This is a genomic window from Robertmurraya mangrovi (assembly GCF_034427655.1).
In the GTDB taxonomy this organism is placed as follows: domain Bacteria; phylum Bacillota; class Bacilli; order Bacillales; family Cytobacillaceae; genus Robertmurraya_A; species Robertmurraya_A mangrovi.
Genome location: NZ_JAXOFX010000002.1, coordinates 37,770 through 56,115 on the forward strand (window position 1 = coordinate 37,770; position 18,346 = coordinate 56,115).

General features: G+C 37.9%; 13 protein-coding genes and 1 other annotated feature (1 of these 14 running past the window's edge). All 13 genes read left to right on the forward strand.

The window, feature by feature from the left end; translation table 11 throughout:
- Positions 1-128: a binding site (T-box leader), on the forward strand; it begins 124 nt to the left of the window's first position.
- 120 nt (positions 129-248) lie between these two features.
- The 13 genes from ilvB (at position 249) to yihA (ending at position 17,925) form a co-directional block, all read left to right on the forward strand.
- Positions 249-1,967 carry an acetolactate synthase large subunit gene (ilvB, locus tag SM124_RS03290; protein WP_322445313.1) on the forward strand — a complete coding sequence of 573 codons (1,719 nt, stop codon included), beginning with the start codon at positions 249-251 and terminating at the stop codon, positions 1,965-1,967.
- The gene (gene ilvN / locus SM124_RS03295) at positions 1,964-2,482 is read left to right on the forward strand and encodes an acetolactate synthase small subunit (RefSeq protein ID WP_322445314.1); all 519 of its coding nucleotides are present in this window, start codon (positions 1,964-1,966) and stop codon (positions 2,480-2,482) included. The genes ilvB and ilvN overlap by 4 nt, the downstream gene beginning before the upstream one ends.
- Before the next feature lie 52 nt (positions 2,483-2,534).
- The gene (ilvC, locus tag SM124_RS03300; RefSeq protein ID WP_322445315.1) at positions 2,535-3,557 is read left to right on the forward strand and encodes a ketol-acid reductoisomerase; all 1,023 of its coding nucleotides are present in this window, start codon (positions 2,535-2,537) and stop codon (positions 3,555-3,557) included.
- Positions 3,544-5,085, forward strand: a complete 1,542-nt coding sequence (locus SM124_RS03305; protein ID WP_322445316.1) for a 2-isopropylmalate synthase — start codon at positions 3,544-3,546, stop codon at positions 5,083-5,085. Before ilvC ends, SM124_RS03305 begins: the two co-directional genes overlap by 14 nt.
- Before the next feature lie 73 nt (positions 5,086-5,158).
- Positions 5,159-6,271, forward strand: coding sequence for a 3-isopropylmalate dehydrogenase (leuB, locus tag SM124_RS03310; protein WP_322445317.1), 1,113 nt, complete (start codon positions 5,159-5,161; stop codon positions 6,269-6,271).
- Positions 6,272-6,355: 84 nt separating this feature from the next.
- The gene (gene leuC, locus SM124_RS03315) at positions 6,356-7,765 is read left to right on the forward strand and encodes a 3-isopropylmalate dehydratase large subunit (RefSeq protein WP_322445318.1); all 1,410 of its coding nucleotides are present in this window, start codon (positions 6,356-6,358) and stop codon (positions 7,763-7,765) included.
- 18 nt (positions 7,766-7,783) lie between these two features.
- Positions 7,784-8,365 carry a 3-isopropylmalate dehydratase small subunit gene (gene leuD / locus SM124_RS03320; protein WP_322445319.1) on the forward strand — a complete coding sequence of 194 codons (582 nt, stop codon included), beginning with the start codon at positions 7,784-7,786 and terminating at the stop codon, positions 8,363-8,365.
- A gap of 113 nt (positions 8,366-8,478) precedes the next feature.
- Entirely contained in the window at positions 8,479-9,528 is a 1,050-nt protein-coding gene (locus SM124_RS03325; RefSeq protein WP_322445320.1) for a tetratricopeptide repeat protein, read from the forward strand.
- Positions 9,529-9,654: 126 nt separating this feature from the next.
- A complete protein-coding gene (gene tig, locus SM124_RS03330; protein ID WP_322445321.1) occupies positions 9,655-10,941 on the forward strand; it encodes a trigger factor in 1,287 nt (428 codons plus the stop codon).
- A gap of 490 nt (positions 10,942-11,431) precedes the next feature.
- Complete coding sequence (clpX, locus tag SM124_RS03335; RefSeq protein WP_322445322.1) at positions 11,432-12,700, forward strand: ATP-dependent protease ATP-binding subunit ClpX; 1,269 nt, start codon at positions 11,432-11,434, stop codon at positions 12,698-12,700.
- A gap of 292 nt (positions 12,701-12,992) precedes the next feature.
- Positions 12,993-14,660: an ATP-dependent protease LonB gene (gene lonB / locus SM124_RS03340; protein WP_322445323.1), complete on the forward strand. Its 1,668-nt coding sequence runs from the start codon at positions 12,993-12,995 to the stop codon at positions 14,658-14,660.
- A gap of 359 nt (positions 14,661-15,019) precedes the next feature.
- Positions 15,020-17,347: an endopeptidase La gene (lon, locus tag SM124_RS03345; RefSeq protein WP_322445324.1), complete on the forward strand. Its 2,328-nt coding sequence runs from the start codon at positions 15,020-15,022 to the stop codon at positions 17,345-17,347.
- Entirely contained in the window at positions 17,344-17,925 is a 582-nt protein-coding gene (gene yihA / locus SM124_RS03350; RefSeq protein ID WP_322445325.1) for a ribosome biogenesis GTP-binding protein YihA/YsxC, read from the forward strand. The genes lon and yihA overlap by 4 nt, the downstream gene beginning before the upstream one ends.
- The last annotated feature ends 421 nt before the right edge of the window (positions 17,926-18,346 follow it).

Below are 18,346 nucleotides of genomic sequence, written 5' to 3' on the forward strand. Positions count from 1 at the left end.
AAGTAGGGACAGTCGAGTGTATGCACTCGTTATCAAAAATGATCGGTTATAGATCAAGAGCGCACGCTAAACTAGCGTGAACAAGGGTGGTACCGTGGAGAGGACTTAAAAGCCTTTTCATCCCTTTTACCTAGGTGTAGTAGGTGGATTTGGGGGTGAAAGGGCTTTTTATATTTTTAAGAGCTTTGTCTTACCAAGTTAGAGAGTTAATTGAGTCGAAATTAGTTTAAAAGAGGAGGTCCAAACAAATGTTGCAGGAAACTGCCTTTACTAGAATGAAGGCTGAAAACAAGCCAATCAGCGGTGCAGAACTAATGCTTGAGGCTTTACAGAGAGAGCAAGTGGAAGTGATTTTTGGTTATCCAGGAGGTGCGGTCCTACCCATTTATGATAAACTGTATGACTCCAAAATTGTCCATGTACTCCCTCGCCACGAACAAGGTGGAATACATGCTGCAGAAGGTTACGCACGCATTACTGGTAAGCCAGGGGTTGTCATTGCAACATCAGGTCCTGGGGCTACGAACATTGTAACAGGTTTAGCAGATGCCATGATGGATTCGCTGCCTTTAATTGTTTTTACAGGTCAAGTACCTACAGGAGTAATCGGAACAGATGCTTTTCAAGAAGCTGATATATTAGGAATCACCACACCAATAACAAAATACAATTACCAGATTCGCAACGCTGAAGATATCCCTCGCATCATAAAAGAAGCCTTTTATATCGCTACTAGCGGTAGACCAGGGCCAGTCGTCATTGATATTCCTAAAGACATTGCTGCCATTGTAACAGAATCACCTAATGAACAAGAAATGAAACTGCCAGGCTACCAGCCAAATGTCCAGCCAAATTATCTACAAATTAGAAAATTAACCGAAGCCGTTAGTCGAGCAAAGAGACCAGTTATTTTAGCAGGTGCTGGGGTTCTACATTCCAATGCAGCTTCTGAACTAAAAACATATGCCGAACAACAAAAACTACCTGTCGTACATACACTCCTTGGTTTGGGTGGTTTTCCAGCAGAACATGAATTGTTTGCAGGATTAGCTGGGATGCATGGTTGTTATACAGCAAATATGGCTTTGTATCAAGCGGACCTTCTTATCAATGTTGGGGCAAGATTTGATGACCGGTTAACCGGTAACTTAAAACACTTTGCACCAAAAGCAATCGTTGCACACATTGATATCGATCCAGCAGAAATCGGAAAGAATGTTCCAACAGCCATCCCTATTGTTTCAGATGCGAAAGAAGCACTTAAACAATTAATTAGTCAAGAAGGAAGGCCACCTGAGCATAAAGAGTGGCTTCAAACACTAGAGGGTTGGAAAAAAGAATATCCGTATTTCTATGATAGTGAATCAAAGAAACTTAAGCCGCAGCGAGTAATGGAAATGCTTTACGAAAAAACAAATGGAGAGGCTATTGTTGTAACCGATGTAGGCCAACATCAAATGTGGGCAGCACAGTATTACAAATTTTCGAAAGCCAACAGATGGGTCACTTCTGGTGGATTGGGAACGATGGGGTTTGGACTCCCAGCAAGCATCGGGGCACAGCTGGCTGAGCCTGATGCCTGTGTACTATCCATTTCTGGAGATGGCGGTTTCCAAATGTGCACACAAGAGCTGGCTGTTATCCGGGAGCTAAATCTTCCGATAAAGATTGTCATCTTAAATAACTCTTCATTAGGAATGGTAAGACAATGGCAAGAAATATTCTATGAATCTCGCTTTTCACATAGCAAATTCTCCTGTCAGCCTTCCTTCGTCAAACTAGCAGAGGCTTTTGATATAAAAGGTTTTGTTATTAATAACGAAGAAGAAGCTGAAAAAATACTAGATGAAGTCCTTCATACAAACGAACCAGTTCTATTAGATTTTAGAATTGATCCAGATGAAAATGTATACCCAATGATTGCTCCTGGTAAAGGGTTGCATGAAATGGTAGGAGTGAAGCCATGAAACGTATCATTACATTAACCGTTATGAATAGGCCTGGTGTTTTAAATCGAATCACTAATCTATTCTCAAAAAGGAACTATAACATTGAGAGTATTACAGTTGGTCATTCGGAACAAGAAGGGATCTCAAGAATTACTTGTGTCGTTCATGTTGAAAACGATGGAATTGTAGAACAAATAACGAAGCAGCTTAATAAGCAAATTGATGTTATTAAAGTTACAGATATAACCGAACAGTCTATTGTTGCTAGGGAACTTGCACTCGTCAAAGTATTATCAACTAGTAGTACGAGAAGTGAAATTTATTCATTAATCGAACCTTTTAGGGCATCTGTCATAGATGTCAGCAAGGAAAGTATTGTCATCCAAATTACCGGGGAATCAGATAAAATCGAGGCTTTCATTGAGTTAATTAAACCATATGGAATAAAAGAACTAGCACGAACCGGTACAACAGCATTCCTTAGAGGTACTCAGCGTTCAAGCAACCAGTCAAAAACCTATTCAATAGTTTAGGTGAATTTTTAAAAATTAAAAATAAAAAACGTATAAGAGAGGGAGATAAAACATGGCGAAAATGTATTATAACGGAGATGCAAATAAAAATTACTTAAACGGGAAAACAGTAGCGGTTATTGGATATGGTTCACAGGGTCATGCTCATGCATTAAACATGAGAGATAGCGGAGTAAATGTAGTAGTTGGTCTAAGGAAAGGAAAGTCATGGGAAAAAGCAGAACAGGATGGGTTAAAGGTTTATTCTGTAGGAGAGGCAACTGCTCAGGCAGATGTGGTTATGGTACTACTACCAGATGAAATGCAACCTAAAGTTTATAAAGAAGAAATTGAACCGAATTTAACCAATCAAGCATTAATGTTTGCTCACGGCTTTAATGTTCATTTTAACCAGATTGTACCTCCTAAAGAATCGGATGTGCTATTAGTTGCACCAAAAGGACCTGGACATCTAGTTAGAAGAACATATCAAGAAGAGGCTGGAGTTCCTGCTTTATTTGCCATCTATCAAGATGTAACAGGGGAAGCGAAGGAACTAGCATTATCTTATACCCAAGCAATTGGTTCTTTAAGAGCAGGTGCACTTGAGACTACATTTAAAGAAGAAACAGAAACAGATCTATTTGGTGAGCAGGCTGTCCTTTGTGGTGGTTTAACTTCCCTAGTAAAAGCAGGATTCGAAACACTTGTAGAAGCGGGATATCAACCAGAGTTAGCTTATTTCGAATGTTTACATGAACTGAAGTTAATTGTTGATCTCATGTATGAGGGCGGTCTCGAAGGAATGCGTTACTCCATTTCAGATACAGCTCAATGGGGAGATTTTGTAAGTGGCCCGAGAGTGGTTAATGACGATGTTAAAAAAGAGATGAAAGCTGTTTTAAAAGATATTCAAGAAGGTAGATTTGCAAAAGGCTGGATCTTAGAAAACCAGGCAAACCGTCCAGAATTTAATGCGATTAATGAGAGAGAGAAGGAACATCCAATTGAGCTAGTAGGAAGAGAGCTTCGCAAAATGATGCCTTTTGTCAACAAAGACAAAAAGAAAGAAGTGGTCGCTAGTGCATCGAATTAAAATCTTTGATACGACGTTAAGAGATGGTGAACAATCAGCAGGTGTCAATTTAAATTTTTCTGAAAAGTTTGAAATTGCAAAGCAACTAGAAAGATTGAATGTCGATATTATTGAAGCTGGTTTCCCGGCAGCGTCTAAAGGAGATTTTTATTCCGTTCAGCAAATAGCGAATCATATTCGAAATTGTTCCGTAACTGGATTGGCCCGTTCAGTCAAAGGAGACATTGATGCAGCTTGGGAGGCACTAAAGGAAGGCGCAGAACCAAGATTACATGTATTCCTTGCTACCTCACCAATCCATCGAGAATTTAAATTAAAACAAACAAAGGAACAGGTTATAGAAACAGCGGTTCAAGCGGTTCAATATGCAGCTACTAAATTCCCAATCATTCAATGGTCAGCAGAAGATGCTTGTCGAACAGAATTACCCTTTTTAGCCGAAATTGTAGAAAAGGTGATTCAAGCAGGAGCTCAAGTCATAAATATTCCAGATACGGTTGGATATATATCACCAAAAGAATACGGTGAAATCTTTCAGTATTTAAAAAAACACGTTCCTTCTATTAGTAAAGTTTCTTTATCCGCTCACTGTCACGATGATCTAGGGATGGCAATTGCCAATTCCCTAGCGGCAGTCGAAAATGGGGCCACACAAGTGGAAGGAACGATTAATGGTATTGGTGAACGTGCAGGAAACGCTGCCCTTGAGGAATTTGCAGTGGCTCTATATATAAGAAAGGATCATTACCAGGTTGAGACAAGATTAAACTTAAAGGAAATTAGCAGAACGAGTCGGTTAGTAAGTAAATTGACAGGTATGGTGGTGCCGGCAAACAAGGCAGTTGTTGGCAGGAATGCATTTGCTCATGAATCAGGTATTCATCAGGACGGAGTATTAAAAGAAAAAACCACATATGAAATCATTTCACCAGATTTAGTAGGATATCAATCAAATTCTATGGTGTTAGGAAAACACTCAGGAAGACACGCATTCCGTAACCGTCTGGATGAACTAGGATTATCGATTTCAGATGAAGACGTTAATCATTTATTCTCTGTTTTTAAGGATTTAGCAGACAAAAAGAAAGAGATGACAGACGACGATTTGGCTGCCATTGTGCTTGAAGAAAAGCTATCAAAAGAACAAAGATTTTATGAACTCATTCATATTCAAGTTCAATACGGTACGAATCAAATTCCTACAGCAACCGTTACGTTGTCAGGTAGAAATAATGAAGTGATCCAAGAAGCATCTACTGGATCTGGAAGTATTGAAGCTTTATACAATACTCTCGAAAAATGTGTAAATGGAACGGTTAATCTATTAGATTATCGAATTCAATCAGTTGGTGCAGGAAGAGACGCCTTAGCACAAGTGTTTGTAAAATTAAGATATCAAGGGGTAGAAACGAGTGGTCGTGGATTAGCCCAAGATGTTCTAGAAGCTTCAGCAAAAGCATACTTGAATGCCGTTAATCGAGTGATTTATATAAAAGAAAAGACAACAACAGTAGTAACAGGAAAATAAGTAGCTATATGGGGATGTTAGCTGCTAGATAAAATAGGTTTAAGACACCAATAAATAAATGGAGGGGTAAACGATGAAGAAACGTATCGCAGTTCTACCGGGGGATGGGATTGGAAAGGAAGTTACAAGAGGAGCGGTAGATGTACTAAAGGCTATCGGAGAACGCTTTGGTCATCAATTTTATTTCTCCTATGGAAAAATTGGTGGAAGTGCAGTAGATTCCTTTGGGACGCCGTTGCCAGATGAAACAGTAGAGCTTTGTAGAGAGAGCGATGCAGTGCTTTTAGGGGCGGTCGGGGGACCAAAATATGACCAATTACCTGTTCATCTACGCCCTGAGAGAGGTTTATTAAAAATTCGAAAAGAGTTAGGTTTATATGCTAATTTAAGGCCTACATTATATTATTCTAGTCTTGCAGAGTCTTCACCACTTCGAAAAGAGATTATTGAAGATGTAGATATGGTAATGGTTCGAGAATTAACGGGTGGATTATATTTCGGAAAGCCAAGTGAACGTTCCACACAAAATGGTCAAGATGTGGTGGTAGATACGTTATTTTACCAGAGAGAGGAAATGACTCGGGTTATTAAACTAGCATTTGATTTAGCTCGACAAAGAAAAGGGAAAGTAACTTCTGTCGATAAAGCTAACGTTCTAGAATCAAGTAGAATGTGGAGAGAGGTTGCGGAAGAAGTGTCTAAAGCTTACCCAGATGTGACACTTGAACACGTGTTAGTGGATAATGCAGCCATGCAGCTTATTAAAAATCCGAGGAAATTTGATGTAGTTGTAACGGAGAATATGTTCGGTGATATTTTAAGTGATGAAGCATCAGTATTAACGGGCTCATTAGGAATGTTACCATCAGCTAGTTTATCTGAAAAAGGGCCATATTTATATGAACCGATTCATGGTTCGGCTCCTGATATTGAAGGTCAAAACGTTGCTAACCCACTGGCTTCTATTTTATCAGCTGCGATGATGTTAAGACTTTCTTTTGGATTAGAAGAAGAAGCAAAAGCAGTAGAAAATGCTGTAAACGAAGTTCTAAATGCGGGGTATCGTACGAAGGATATTTCATCATTCGGTAAGAAGCAGGTATCAACAACAGAAATGATCGAGGAAGTAAAAGCGACCATTTTAGATCATGAAACGATCTTAAATATCATGGGTGCCTATGCATAATTTTTATAGGTTATATTTTGGCTCTGAGCACTCTAAAAAGTACTCAGAGCTTTCATTTAAAGGCGAATAAAGGGGGAATATCAAGTGGGGAAATCAATTATCGAAAAGATATGGGAAAAACATGTTGTACATAGAGAAGAAGGAAAACCAGATTTACTTTATATTGACCTACACTTAGTACATGAAGTTACCTCACCTCAAGCTTTTTCAGGTTTACGTTTGAAAAACCGCAAAGTACGTAGACCTGATAAAACATTTGCTACAATGGACCACAATATTCCAACCATCAATCGTAAGGTCATTGAAGATACAGTGGCTTTAAATCAAATTACTACATTAGAGAAGAACTGCAAGGAATTTAATGTTACCTTAGCTGGATTAGATAGCCCCGATCAAGGGATTGTGCATGTTATTGGGCCTGAGTTAGGGCTAACTCAGCCTGGAATGACGATTGTTTGCGGAGATAGTCATACCTCCACACATGGAGCTTTTGGAGCACTGGCTTTTGGAATAGGAACGAGTGAAGTAGAACATGTTTTAGCCACACAAACACTTTGGCAGAGTAAGCCTAAAACGTTAAAACTTGAGATAAATGGACAACTAGCTAAAGGAGTTACAGCAAAAGATGTCATTTTATTCATCCTATCAAAGTATGGAATCCAATTTGGAACGGGCTATGTGATTGAGTATGGTGGAGAAGTTATTAAGAATATGACTATGGAAGAGCGGATGACCATTTGTAATATGTCTATTGAAGGAGGAGCTAGAGCTGGTCTCGTTAGTCCTGACGAAACTACTTTTCAGTATTTAAAAGGTAGAAAGTATGCGCCTAGTCAAGTGGAATTCGACGAATATAAAGATAATTGGAGTGACTTGGCATCTGACCAAGATGCCACCTATGATCATGTGATTCAAATTGATGGCAAAGATATAGCGCCAATGGTCAGTTGGGGAACAAATCCGTCGATGACAGCTAAAGTAGATAGCCAAATTCCTAAGAGCTTGGATTGCAAGACAGGGCTAGAAAAAGATTCACTTGAACGTGCATTAACCTATATGGGATTAGAAGAAGGGCAAAAAATAAAAGATATTCAAATACAGCATGTTTTTATCGGTTCTTGTACGAATTCAAGATTAGAAGATTTACAAGTCGCGGCTGAAATGGTTAAAGGGAAAAAGGTGCATCCACAGGTTAGAGCCATGGTTGTCCCTGGTTCACAAAGAGTAAAAAGATTGGCAGAAGACCAAGGCCTAGATCAAGTATTTATCGAAGCAGGATTTGAATGGAGAGAATCAGGCTGTAGCATGTGTTTAAGCATGAATAACGATGTCGTTCCAAGTGGTGAACACTGTGCATCTACCTCTAATCGCAATTTTGAAGGAAGACAAGGTGCTGGTGCGAGAACTCACTTAGTTAGTCCTGCTATGGCAGCAGCTGCAGCCATATATGGGCATTTTGTCGATGTGAGAGAATTATATAAAGTAGAAGTATAAGCTAAAGGAGGGGTTGTTATGGCAGAGTTTAAGCAATTGAAGGGCAAAGCAGTTGTGCTTAACAGAGCTAACGTTGATACGGATCAAATAATTCCAAAGCAATTTTTAAAGAGGATAGAAAGGACTGGATTTGGCCAGTTTTTATTTTACGATTGGAGATATCTTCCGAATGGTGAATTAAATAGAGAATTTGAACTTAATAGACCAGATAATATAGGTGGAACGATTTTAATTACGAATGAAAACTTTGGTTGCGGATCATCGAGGGAGCATGCGCCATGGGCTCTTTTAGATTATGGATTCAAAGTTATTATTTCTCCTTCGTTTGCTGATATTTTTTATCAAAACTGCTTAAAAAATGGCATGCTTCCTATCCAGTTAACAGAAGGTGAAATTCAATATTTGCTGAAAAAAGGAGAGGAACAGTCATTTTCCCTTGAGGTGAACTTAGAAGAGCAATCCATAAATGATGAAAGTGGATTTGTAGCTAATTTTCCTATTCACACCCACTGGAAAACATTGTTGATGAATGGTTGGGATGAAATTGAAATTACTCTGCAGTTAGAAGATAAAATAGCTGCATTCGAACAACTTGCTTAAGTCATAGTGAATAATAACAAGAGATTCACAGGCTGAACCTAGTGGATCTCTTTGTTTTTTTAAGTACTTCATGCTACACTTACGTCAATAATGAGCATAAGGGCGGTATACATATGAAAAAACGGGAACGAAAAAAGAAGGTCGGTAATGTTGTTTTTTTTCCCGATATAGAAAAACGGTTGCTTGAAAAAGGACTCGAACAGTTACAAAATAAGGACTTTAAACAAGCAGTTACTCTCTTTGAGGAAGCTAGAAAGTTAGATCACGAAAATTCCGATATCCATATTGGGCTTGTACTATCTTATTACGAAGCGGGATACCTTCAAGAAGCAAAAAAAGTGGCAAAAGAGATGCTGAAGGAAGGGATTGGTGACTATATTCAAGCCGTTGACCTGTATTTAATGATTTTAGTACAACTGCATGAGTATGATGAGATTGTCACTACAATTGAAGTCCTTCTGGAAGAAAGAGAAGTTCCTATTGAAAAATATGAACATTTTTCAAGAATGCTTGAGTTTAGCAGAAGGATGGCTGAAGGAAAAGCAGTGGAGGATGGTCAGGTAGATGTAATGGATGAAGTTAATGAATTTACTGAAGCAAGTAGACCGTTACAACTCGATTTATTTACTGAAGGTGATCCAAGAGAGTTAATGTTAACCATTGCACAGCTTTCGAATGTAAATATAAGGCCTTATCTTGATCAAATCAAACAATATTTAAAGTCGTCAGAAGGGCACCCATTCTTAAAAACCATGCTTATTAATGTTTTAATGGAACATGAGTATGATAAAGAAGTGGTCATTGAAAAGTTCAATAGGCAGCAAACAGTAGAACCAACCCAATTACCAAATATTCATGATAATCCACAAAAACTGGAAATAGCTAACATGTTAAATACCCAGCTTGAACATGAAGATCCTGTGCTGCTTGAGCATATCATGAGTTTAGTAGAACGACATCTCTTTTTAATGTATCCGTTTGAGTTATCTCCTGGTGAGCCAAGGGACTGGGCAGCAGCTTATCATTTGGTTGCTGTTAACTATCACGGGTATGAGAGAACCGCTAGGGATGTATGTGAAGTATATGATTCTAATGAAGAAAATGTAGAAAATGCCCATGCTTTTATTACGAAAATAGAAGAAATTTCTTATCCTATTATTTAGCTTCTAGGTTGAAACAGAGAGAACGTGTGTTATAATGTAGTGGTTGTAATGTGTAAAAATGTCATTTACATATTTAAAATTAGTATGCAAATTACTACTTAATAGATTTTTGGAGGGAAATTCAGTATGTCTGCAAATTTTGAAAAGTTAGAAGGGAACCGCGGGGTTCTTACAATTGAAGTAGATGCAGAGAAAGTAAACCAAGGTTTAGATGCTGCATTTAAAAAAGTCGTTACTAAAGTAAACGTACCAGGATTCCGTAAAGGAAAAATGCCTCGTGCTATGTTCGAAAAACGTTTTGGCGTAGAATCTTTATACCAAGATGCTATCGATATCTTATTACCAGATGCTTATGCTAACGCAGTAATCGAAACAGGAATCGAGCCAGTTGACCGTCCTGAAATCGATGTTGAGCAAATCGAACAAGGTAAGAGCCTAATCTTCAAAGCTACTGTTACAGTTAAGCCTGAAGTTAAACTTGGTGAGTACAAAGGATTAGAAGTACCAGCAGTTGAAACTGAAGTAACAGAAGAAGATGTTGCTAACGAATTAAAAACTCTTCAAGAGCGTCAAGCTGAGCTTGTTGTTAAAGAAGACGGTAAAGCTGAAAATGGTGATACAGTTGTAATGGATTTCGAAGGTTTCGTTGATGGTGAAGCTTTTGAAGGCGGAAAAGCAGAAAATTACTCTCTTGAATTAGGTTCAGGTCAATTCATCCCAGGTTTTGAAGACCAATTAGTTGGTTTAGCTGCTGGAGAAGAAAAAGACGTAGAAGTATCATTCCCTGAAGAGTACCATGCTGCTGAGCTTGCTGGTAAACCAGCTGTATTCAAAGTAAAACTTCATGAAATTAAAGGGAAAGAACTTCCTGCATTAGATGATGAGTTTGCTAAAGATGTGGATGAAGAAGTAGAAACTTTAGACGCATTAAAAGAAAAAATCAAAACTCGTTTAGAAGATAGCAAAAAGCATGAAGGTGAGCACCTTGTACGTGATACAGTAGTTGAGAAAGCTGCTGAAAACGCTGAAATCGATGTTCCTGAAGTTATGGTAGACACTGAAATCGACCGTATGATGCAAGAATTCGAGCAACGTTTACAAATGCAAGGGATGAACCTTGAGCTTTACTTCCAATTCTCAGGTCAAGATGAAGATGCTTTACGTGGTCAAATGAGTGAAGATGCTGCTAAGCGTGTACGTGTAAACTTAACGCTTGAAGCAATTGCTAAAGCAGAAAACCTTGAAGTTTCTGAAGAAGAAGTAAACGAAGAGTTAAACAAAATGGCAGAAATGTATAACATGACTGTTGATAATATTAAACAAGCAATCGGTAGCCTTGAAGGATTAAAAGGTGACCTACAAATTAGAAAAGCAGTTGAGTTTCTTGTTGAAAACAGCAAAACTGTAGCTTAACTTTTTGGACAAGGCACGATGATTCGTGCCTTGTTTTACACTTACACTCGTAACATAAATAAATTTGTATTTACATATGATAATTTTAAGCTACTTAAAGAGTAGTGTGTTTTTATATTAGGAGTCTTTAACTTCTTTATCATTTTTAGTAGTGAAAAACCTTTATAATAATGGTTTTACCTTAATTTTACTGAACAAAAAACAACATGAAATTTCGCAATTAGTAAAAACTTCCGATTTAATCTCACTATTAATGGTTAAGCTTAATTAATACATAACTATTTCTCTGCGGATCAACAACTACATACAAAAGGTAATTAAATCTTTAGAAAATTAAAGAGTTATCATTACCAGTCGAATTAGAAAATGTGATACAATGCAATACATAACTATTGATGAATAATTAAAAATTGAATATTAAATAATTAAATAAACATAAAGATCCGCAGCTAAATATCTAGTATCAGAAGTTTTTCAAGGGGTGAAGGTATTGTTTAAATTTAATGATGAAAAAGGGCAATTAAAATGTTCTTTCTGTGGTAAAACGCAAGATCAAGTTCGTAAATTAGTTGCCGGTCCAGGTGTATATATATGTGACGAATGTATCGAGTTATGTACAGAAATCGTTGAAGAGGAGCTTGGTACAGAGGAAGAAGTAGAGTTCAAAGATGTACCAAAGCCAAAAGAAATTCGTGAAATTTTAGACGAGTATGTAATCGGTCAAGACCAAGCGAAGAAAAACTTAGCGGTAGCTGTTTATAACCACTACAAACGTATCAATTCAAATAGTAAAATTGACGATGTTGAGCTTGCGAAAAGTAACATCGCCATGATTGGACCAACAGGTAGTGGTAAAACATTACTAGCTCAAACGTTAGCTCGTATTCTTAATGTACCATTTGCGATTGCAGATGCGACTTCGTTAACAGAAGCTGGTTATGTTGGGGAAGATGTTGAGAACATTCTTCTTAAGCTTATTCAAGCGGCAGATTATGACGTAGAAAAAGCGGAAAAGGGTATTATCTATATTGATGAGATTGATAAAATCGCTCGTAAATCAGAAAACCCTTCTATTACAAGAGATGTATCAGGTGAGGGTGTACAACAAGCCCTTCTAAAAATTCTTGAAGGTACCGTTGCTAGCGTACCACCACAAGGCGGACGTAAGCATCCACACCAAGAATTCATCCAGATTGATACAACGAATATCCTATTTATCTGTGGTGGGGCATTCGATGGAATTGAGCCAATCATCAAACGTCGTTTAGGTCAAAAAGTAATCGGTTTCGGTTCAGATGCGAAGAACAAAGAAATTGAAGATAAAGATCTTCTTTCAAAAGTACTTCCTGAAGACTTATTACGATTCGGATTAATCCCTGAGTTTATTGGTCGTTTGCCAGTTATCGCAAGCTTAGCACCATTAGATGAAGATGCATTAATTGAAATTTTAACAAAGCCTAAAAATGCTCTAGTGAAGCAGTATCAAAAAATGTTAGAGCTTGATGATGTAGAATTAGACTTTGAAGACGATGCGCTTGTTGAGATTGCTAAGAAAGCAATTGAACGTAAAACTGGTGCACGTGGTCTACGTTCGATCATTGAAGGAATCATGCTTGACGTAATGTTTGATTTACCTTCACGTGAGGATATTACAAAATGTATCATCACAAAAGATACAGTAGTAAATAATGGTGTACCAAAGTTAATATTAGCTGATGGTACAGTTGTAGAAGCTGAAGAGCGTAAAACATCAGCATAATTTCTTAAATATGAACGTTAAGGTCAGTCTGAATAAGACTGGCCTTTTTATGTATAAGTTTTCTAAAGTTAGACAACTGTCTTGCTCCACAAGAAAAGGCTGCGGATGGGTACCTCGCACGAAGGAAAGTGGTTTTCTTTCCGAGGGGCACCCAGCGACTAGTGTACTTCGCTAACAAGGGCACTTGCGCTTTTCTGTCCGGAAAGTTTTCTTTGAAATTCTTGTTTATTCCAACTCAGTCAAGGAGATACTAGCATATAACAACGAGAAAGAGATGCAGGAGGGAAAACTGATGAGTTGGACAGGAATTGCCTTATTTATTCAGCTGTTTTTCGGAATAATTATAGGGCTTTATTTTTGGAATTTACTTAGAAATCAACGGACACAGAAGGTATCTATAGACAGGGAATCAAAGAAAGAAATGGATCAGTTGAAAAAAATGAGATCGATTTCATTGACAGAACCGTTATCTGAAAAAGTTCGCCCTTCTAGCTTCAATGACATTGTTGGTCAAGAAGACGGAATTAAATCATTGAAGGCAGCATTATGTGGGCCAAACCCGCAGCATGTGATAATTTATGGACCACCAGGTGTTGGTAAGACGGCTGCAGCAAGATTGGTCTTAGAGGAAGCAAAGCAAAATCCAAAATCCCCTTTTCAGAAGTCATCTATATTTGTTGAGTTAGATGCAACTACTGCGCGTTTTGATGAAAGAGGAATTGCAGATCCATTAATTGGTTCGGTGCATGATCCAATCTACCAAGGTGCAGGAGCAATGGGACAAGCCGGGATTCCACAACCAAAACAAGGTGCCGTAACAAATGCCCATGGTGGTGTATTATTTATTGATGAAATCGGTGAATTACATCCTATTCAGATGAATAAATTATTAAAGGTGTTAGAAGATCGAAAAGTATTTTTAGAAAGTGCCTATTATAGTGAGGAAAACACCCAAATTCCTAACCACATTCATGATATTTTCAAAAACGGTTTACCTGCTGACTTTAGATTAATCGGTGCAACAACTAGAACACCAAGTGAACTGCCACCGGCAATTCGGTCTAGATGTATGGAAGTATTCTTTAGAGAATTAACACAAGAAGAAATTTCAACAGTAGCGAATAAAGCAGCTAAGAAAGTAAATTTAGCTATTAGTGAAACGGGTGTTGAGACGCTTGCATCTTATGCAAGAAATGGTCGTGAAGCAGTAAATATGATTCAAATCTCAGCGGGGTTAGCGATTACGGAAGATCGAGATTTTATTAAAGACGAAGATATTGAGTGGGTGATTCAATCTAGTCAGCTTACTCCTCGGATGGAAAGAAAAATTCTTCCTGATTCAAAAGTTGGTTTAGTAAATGGGTTAGCTGTTTATGGACCTAACTCAGGTGCCCTATTAGAAATCGAAGTTACTGTTATTCCAGCAAAAGAAAAAGGTACCATTAATATTACTGGAATTGTGGAAGAAGAGAGTATCGGTGGACAAGGAAAATCAATTCGTAGAAAAAGTATGGCAAAGGGTTCCATTGAAAATGTAATAACCGTTTTACGATCCATGGGAGTTCCTGCGGATGAGTATGATATTCACGTTAACTTCCCTGGAGGTGTTCCGATAGATGGACCTTCAGCGGGGATTGCGATGGCTACTGGTATTTACTCTGCTATTTATAATCACCCTATTGACCACCAAGTGGCCATGACTGGTGAAATCAGTATACACGGGAATGTTAAGCCGATTGGCGGAGTGTATCCTAAAGTAAAAGCGGCTAAGAAGGCTGGAGCGAAAACGGTCATCATCCCACAGGAAAACGTACAATCTATTTTAAATGAAATTGACGGAATTAATATTATTCCTGTCACTCACCTATCTGAAGTTTTTGAAATTGCATTGAAAAAGGATTATGCAGAAGAACATGCCATTACCGCTTCAATTGAACTAGGAAAAAAAGAAAGTATTTAGGTGGTAATAAAACTTCGGTTTCAAGGAAAGTTAACCGAAGTTTTTTACTGCTTTAAAAGGGGATTTTTGGATACTTTAAATCCTAAAAATAAACATAAAATTGGTTTCAAAACATGATACTAAGAGTGCGATGAATTTGTGTCTAGCTCCAGCGCCTAGTCCCTCGAGTCAAATAACCTTCCATCCTAAAAGTCAAAAATCAGACTTTTAGGATGGAAGAACATTTGCTTGTCGGGGCTGACCAAGGCGCTTCCGCTTTTCTTGATAATAGACACACTATGTTAAATAAGTTAGAATTGTACAAAGATTAATAAATCACAAAAAGTAAATGGAAGTTTTGCATTTGGAGGTGCAAAGTCATGGCGAATCAATCAGAGATTATTGTTCCCCTCCTGCCACTACGAGGACTGCTAGTATATCCTACAATGGTCCTTCATTTAGATGTAGGGCGTGAAAAGTCAGTTCAAGCCCTTGAAAAGGCAATGGTAGATGACAGTATCATTTTTTTAACCACTCAAAAGGACATTTCTATCGATGATCCGGGTGAGGATGATTTATACCGTATCGGAACCCTTACAAAAGTTAAGCAAATGTTAAAACTGCCTAATGGAACGATTCGTGTATTAGTAGAGGGTTTAAAAAGAGCAGAAATTACTTCATTTATTGATGAAGATGATCATTATTTAGTAAGCTTAATTACTTACGAAGATAGAGAAACAAAAGATGCAGAAGATCAAGCCTTCATGAGAACGATGCTCGAATATTTTGAACAATACATAAAACTGTCGAAAAAAATCTCGGCTGAAACGTATTCAACAGTGGCAGACATCGAGGAACCAGGAAGGTTAGCAGATATTATTGCTTCACACTTACCACTTAAGCTGAAAGAGAAGCAAGAAATCTTAGAAACGATCGATGTAAAAGAAAGAATCAACCGAGTGATTGAAATTATTAATAACGAAAAAGAAGTATTAAATCTTGAGAAAAAAATTGGCCAGCGAGTAAAGAAGTCGATGGAAAGAACGCAAAAGGAATACTATTTGCGTGAACAAATGAAGGCCATCCAAAAAGAACTAGGTGATAAAGAAGGAAAAACAGGTGAAGTATCTGAATTAACCGCGAAAATCGAAAAGGCTGGAATGCCGGAAAATGTGAAAAACACAGCTATGCGAGAGTTAGAGCGTTACGAAAAAGTACCATCTAGTTCGGCTGAAAGCTCTGTTATCCGTAACTATATCGATTGGTTAATCTCTCTTCCTTGGACTAATGCAACGGAAGACGATTTAGATATTGAAAAGGCTGAAGGAGTATTAGACGAAGATCACTACGGTCTTGAAAAAGTAAAAGAACGTGTTCTTGAATACTTAGCTGTACAGAAAATGACGAATTCTCTTAAAGGACCGATTCTTTGTTTAGCTGGCCCTCCTGGAGTAGGTAAAACAAGTTTAGCACGTTCCATTGCTACATCATTAAATCGTAATTTTGTTCGAATCTCTCTTGGTGGAGTACGTGATGAGTCAGAAATTAGAGGACACAGACGTACTTATGTAGGGGCAATGCCTGGTCGAATTATTCAAGGAATGAAAAAAGCTGGGACCATTAACCCTGTATTCCTTTTAGACGAGATTGATAAAATGTCTAGTGATTTCCGTGGAGATCCATCTTCAGCAATGCTTGAAGTACTAGATCCTGAGCAAAACCATAACTTTAGCGATCATTATATTGAAGAAACGTATGATTTATCGAAGGTTATGTTTATTGCAACAGCTAATGATTTAAGTACGATTCCTGGACCGCTTCGAGATCGTATGGAGATTATTACAATTGCTGGCTACACTGAGCTTGAAAAAATTCATATTGCAAAGGACCATCTTTTATCTAAACAGGTTCAAGCACATGGTTTATCAAAAGGACAGCTTCAAGTTCGTGATGATGCGATTCAAAAGGTTGTTCGTTATTATACTCGTGAAGCAGGTGTTCGTAGCCTAGAACGACAACTGGCAACGATTTGTCGTAAAACGGCTAAAATCATTGTTTCTGGCGAGAAGAAGAAAGTAATTGTTACGGAAAAAAATGTAGAGGAATTTTTAGGGAAGCCTAAGTTCCGTTATGGTCAGGCTGAACTAGAGGATCAAGTTGGAGTGGCAACTGGTCTTGCATATACTTCTGTTGGTGGAGATACGCTTCAGATTGAAGTTTCTTTATCACCTGGTAAAGGAAAACTTGTTTTGACAGGTAAGCTTGGAGATGTGATGAAGGAATCTGCGCAAACGGCATTTAGTTTTGTGCGATCTAAATCAACTGAGCTTGGAATCGAGCCTGACTTCCACGAGAAAAATGATATTCACATCCACGTACCTGAAGGAGCCGTTCCTAAGGATGGTCCATCTGCTGGTATCACAATTGCGACAGCTCTCGTATCAGCATTAACTGGTAAACCAATTCATAAAGAAGTGGGAATGACTGGTGAAATTACCCTTAGAGGTCGAGTTCTACCAATCGGTGGATTAAAAGAAAAAACGTTAAGTGCTCATAGAGCGGGCTTAACAAAAATTATTATTCCAAAAGACAATGAAAAAGATATTGATGACATACCAGATAGTGTAAGAGATGAGTTGAAATTTGTTCTCGTTTCTCATGTTGATGAAGTCCTCAATCATGCTATAAATGGTGGTGCGCAACAATGAAGGTAACGAGTTCAGAAATAGTAATCAGTGCGGTAAAGCCCGACCAGTATCCTGGCGAGGCTTTACCTGAGTTTGCTTTAGCAGGAAGATCAAATGTAGGGAAGTCTTCTTTCATTAATACGATGCTCAATCGAAGAGGGTTAGCGAGAATTTCCTCTAAACCAGGAAAAACGCAAACGTTAAACTTCTATCTAATTAATGAAATTCTCCATTTTGTCGATGTTCCCGGTTACGGCTATGCAAAAGTATCTAAATCCGAGCGAGCAGCTTGGGGGAAAATGATAGAAACATATTTAACAAATAGAGAACAGCTAAAAGCCGTACTCTTGATTGTAGATTTACGTCATCCTCCTTCAGAAGATGATATTATGATGTACGATTTTCTAAAACACTATCATATTCCATGTATTGTCATTGCCACAAAAGCGGACAAAATCCCTAGAGGCAAATGGCAAAAGCATTTGAAAGTTACAAGGGAAACATTAGATTTAGTACAGACAGACACGATTATCGTATTTTCTTCTGAAACAGGAGAAGGTAAAGATAAAGCTTGGTCTGTAATCCAAAGTTATATGTAAGAGGGGGGCTTAGTAGCTATAGTTACTGAGCCTTTTTTAGTGTGTGCATGGAGGTGTGTTTGTCGAAAAAACGATATATTCGAAAATTCGATGATATATGTAGGAAAAACGATGATATAACAGTAAAAAACGATGATATCTGAAGCGAAATCGATGATATCTGAACCAAACACGATGATATCAAAGCAAAACATAAAAAAATGCTGACATAATTAACAGAAACTAAATATTATTTCATCAAAAAACGCTGACATAACCTCCAGAATCATGATTTAAGCAGCAGAATCGTTGATATAGCTGCACGAAGAAAGGATAGTTCAATTAAACGCTGTCAGAATAAGCTTGATTTCAATAGAAAATCGGTACAATTAGATAAAAAATCACAAAAAAGAGACAGTTGCCTTAACCTGTCTCTTAACTA

Excerpts from the sequence above, each read along its gene's own strand:
- lonB (WP_322445323.1), top strand. The coding sequence starts at position 12,993 with ATGAGTTGGACAGGAATTGCCTTATTTATTCAGCTGTTTTTCGGAATA.
- SM124_RS03325 (WP_322445320.1), top strand. The coding sequence starts at position 8,479 with ATGAAAAAACGGGAACGAAAAAAGAAGGTCGGTAATGTTGTTTTTTTT.
- leuD (WP_322445319.1), top strand. The coding sequence starts at position 7,784 with ATGGCAGAGTTTAAGCAATTGAAGGGCAAAGCAGTTGTGCTTAACAGA.
- tig (WP_322445321.1), top strand. The coding sequence starts at position 9,655 with ATGTCTGCAAATTTTGAAAAGTTAGAAGGGAACCGCGGGGTTCTTACA.
- leuB (WP_322445317.1), top strand. The coding sequence starts at position 5,159 with ATGAAGAAACGTATCGCAGTTCTACCGGGGGATGGGATTGGAAAGGAA.
- lon (WP_322445324.1), top strand. The coding sequence starts at position 15,020 with ATGGCGAATCAATCAGAGATTATTGTTCCCCTCCTGCCACTACGAGGA.
- ilvB (WP_322445313.1), top strand. The coding sequence starts at position 249 with ATGTTGCAGGAAACTGCCTTTACTAGAATGAAGGCTGAAAACAAGCCA.
- ilvC (WP_322445315.1), top strand. The coding sequence starts at position 2,535 with ATGGCGAAAATGTATTATAACGGAGATGCAAATAAAAATTACTTAAAC.
- ilvN (WP_322445314.1), top strand. The coding sequence starts at position 1,964 with ATGAAACGTATCATTACATTAACCGTTATGAATAGGCCTGGTGTTTTA.
- yihA (WP_322445325.1), top strand. The coding sequence starts at position 17,344 with ATGAAGGTAACGAGTTCAGAAATAGTAATCAGTGCGGTAAAGCCCGAC.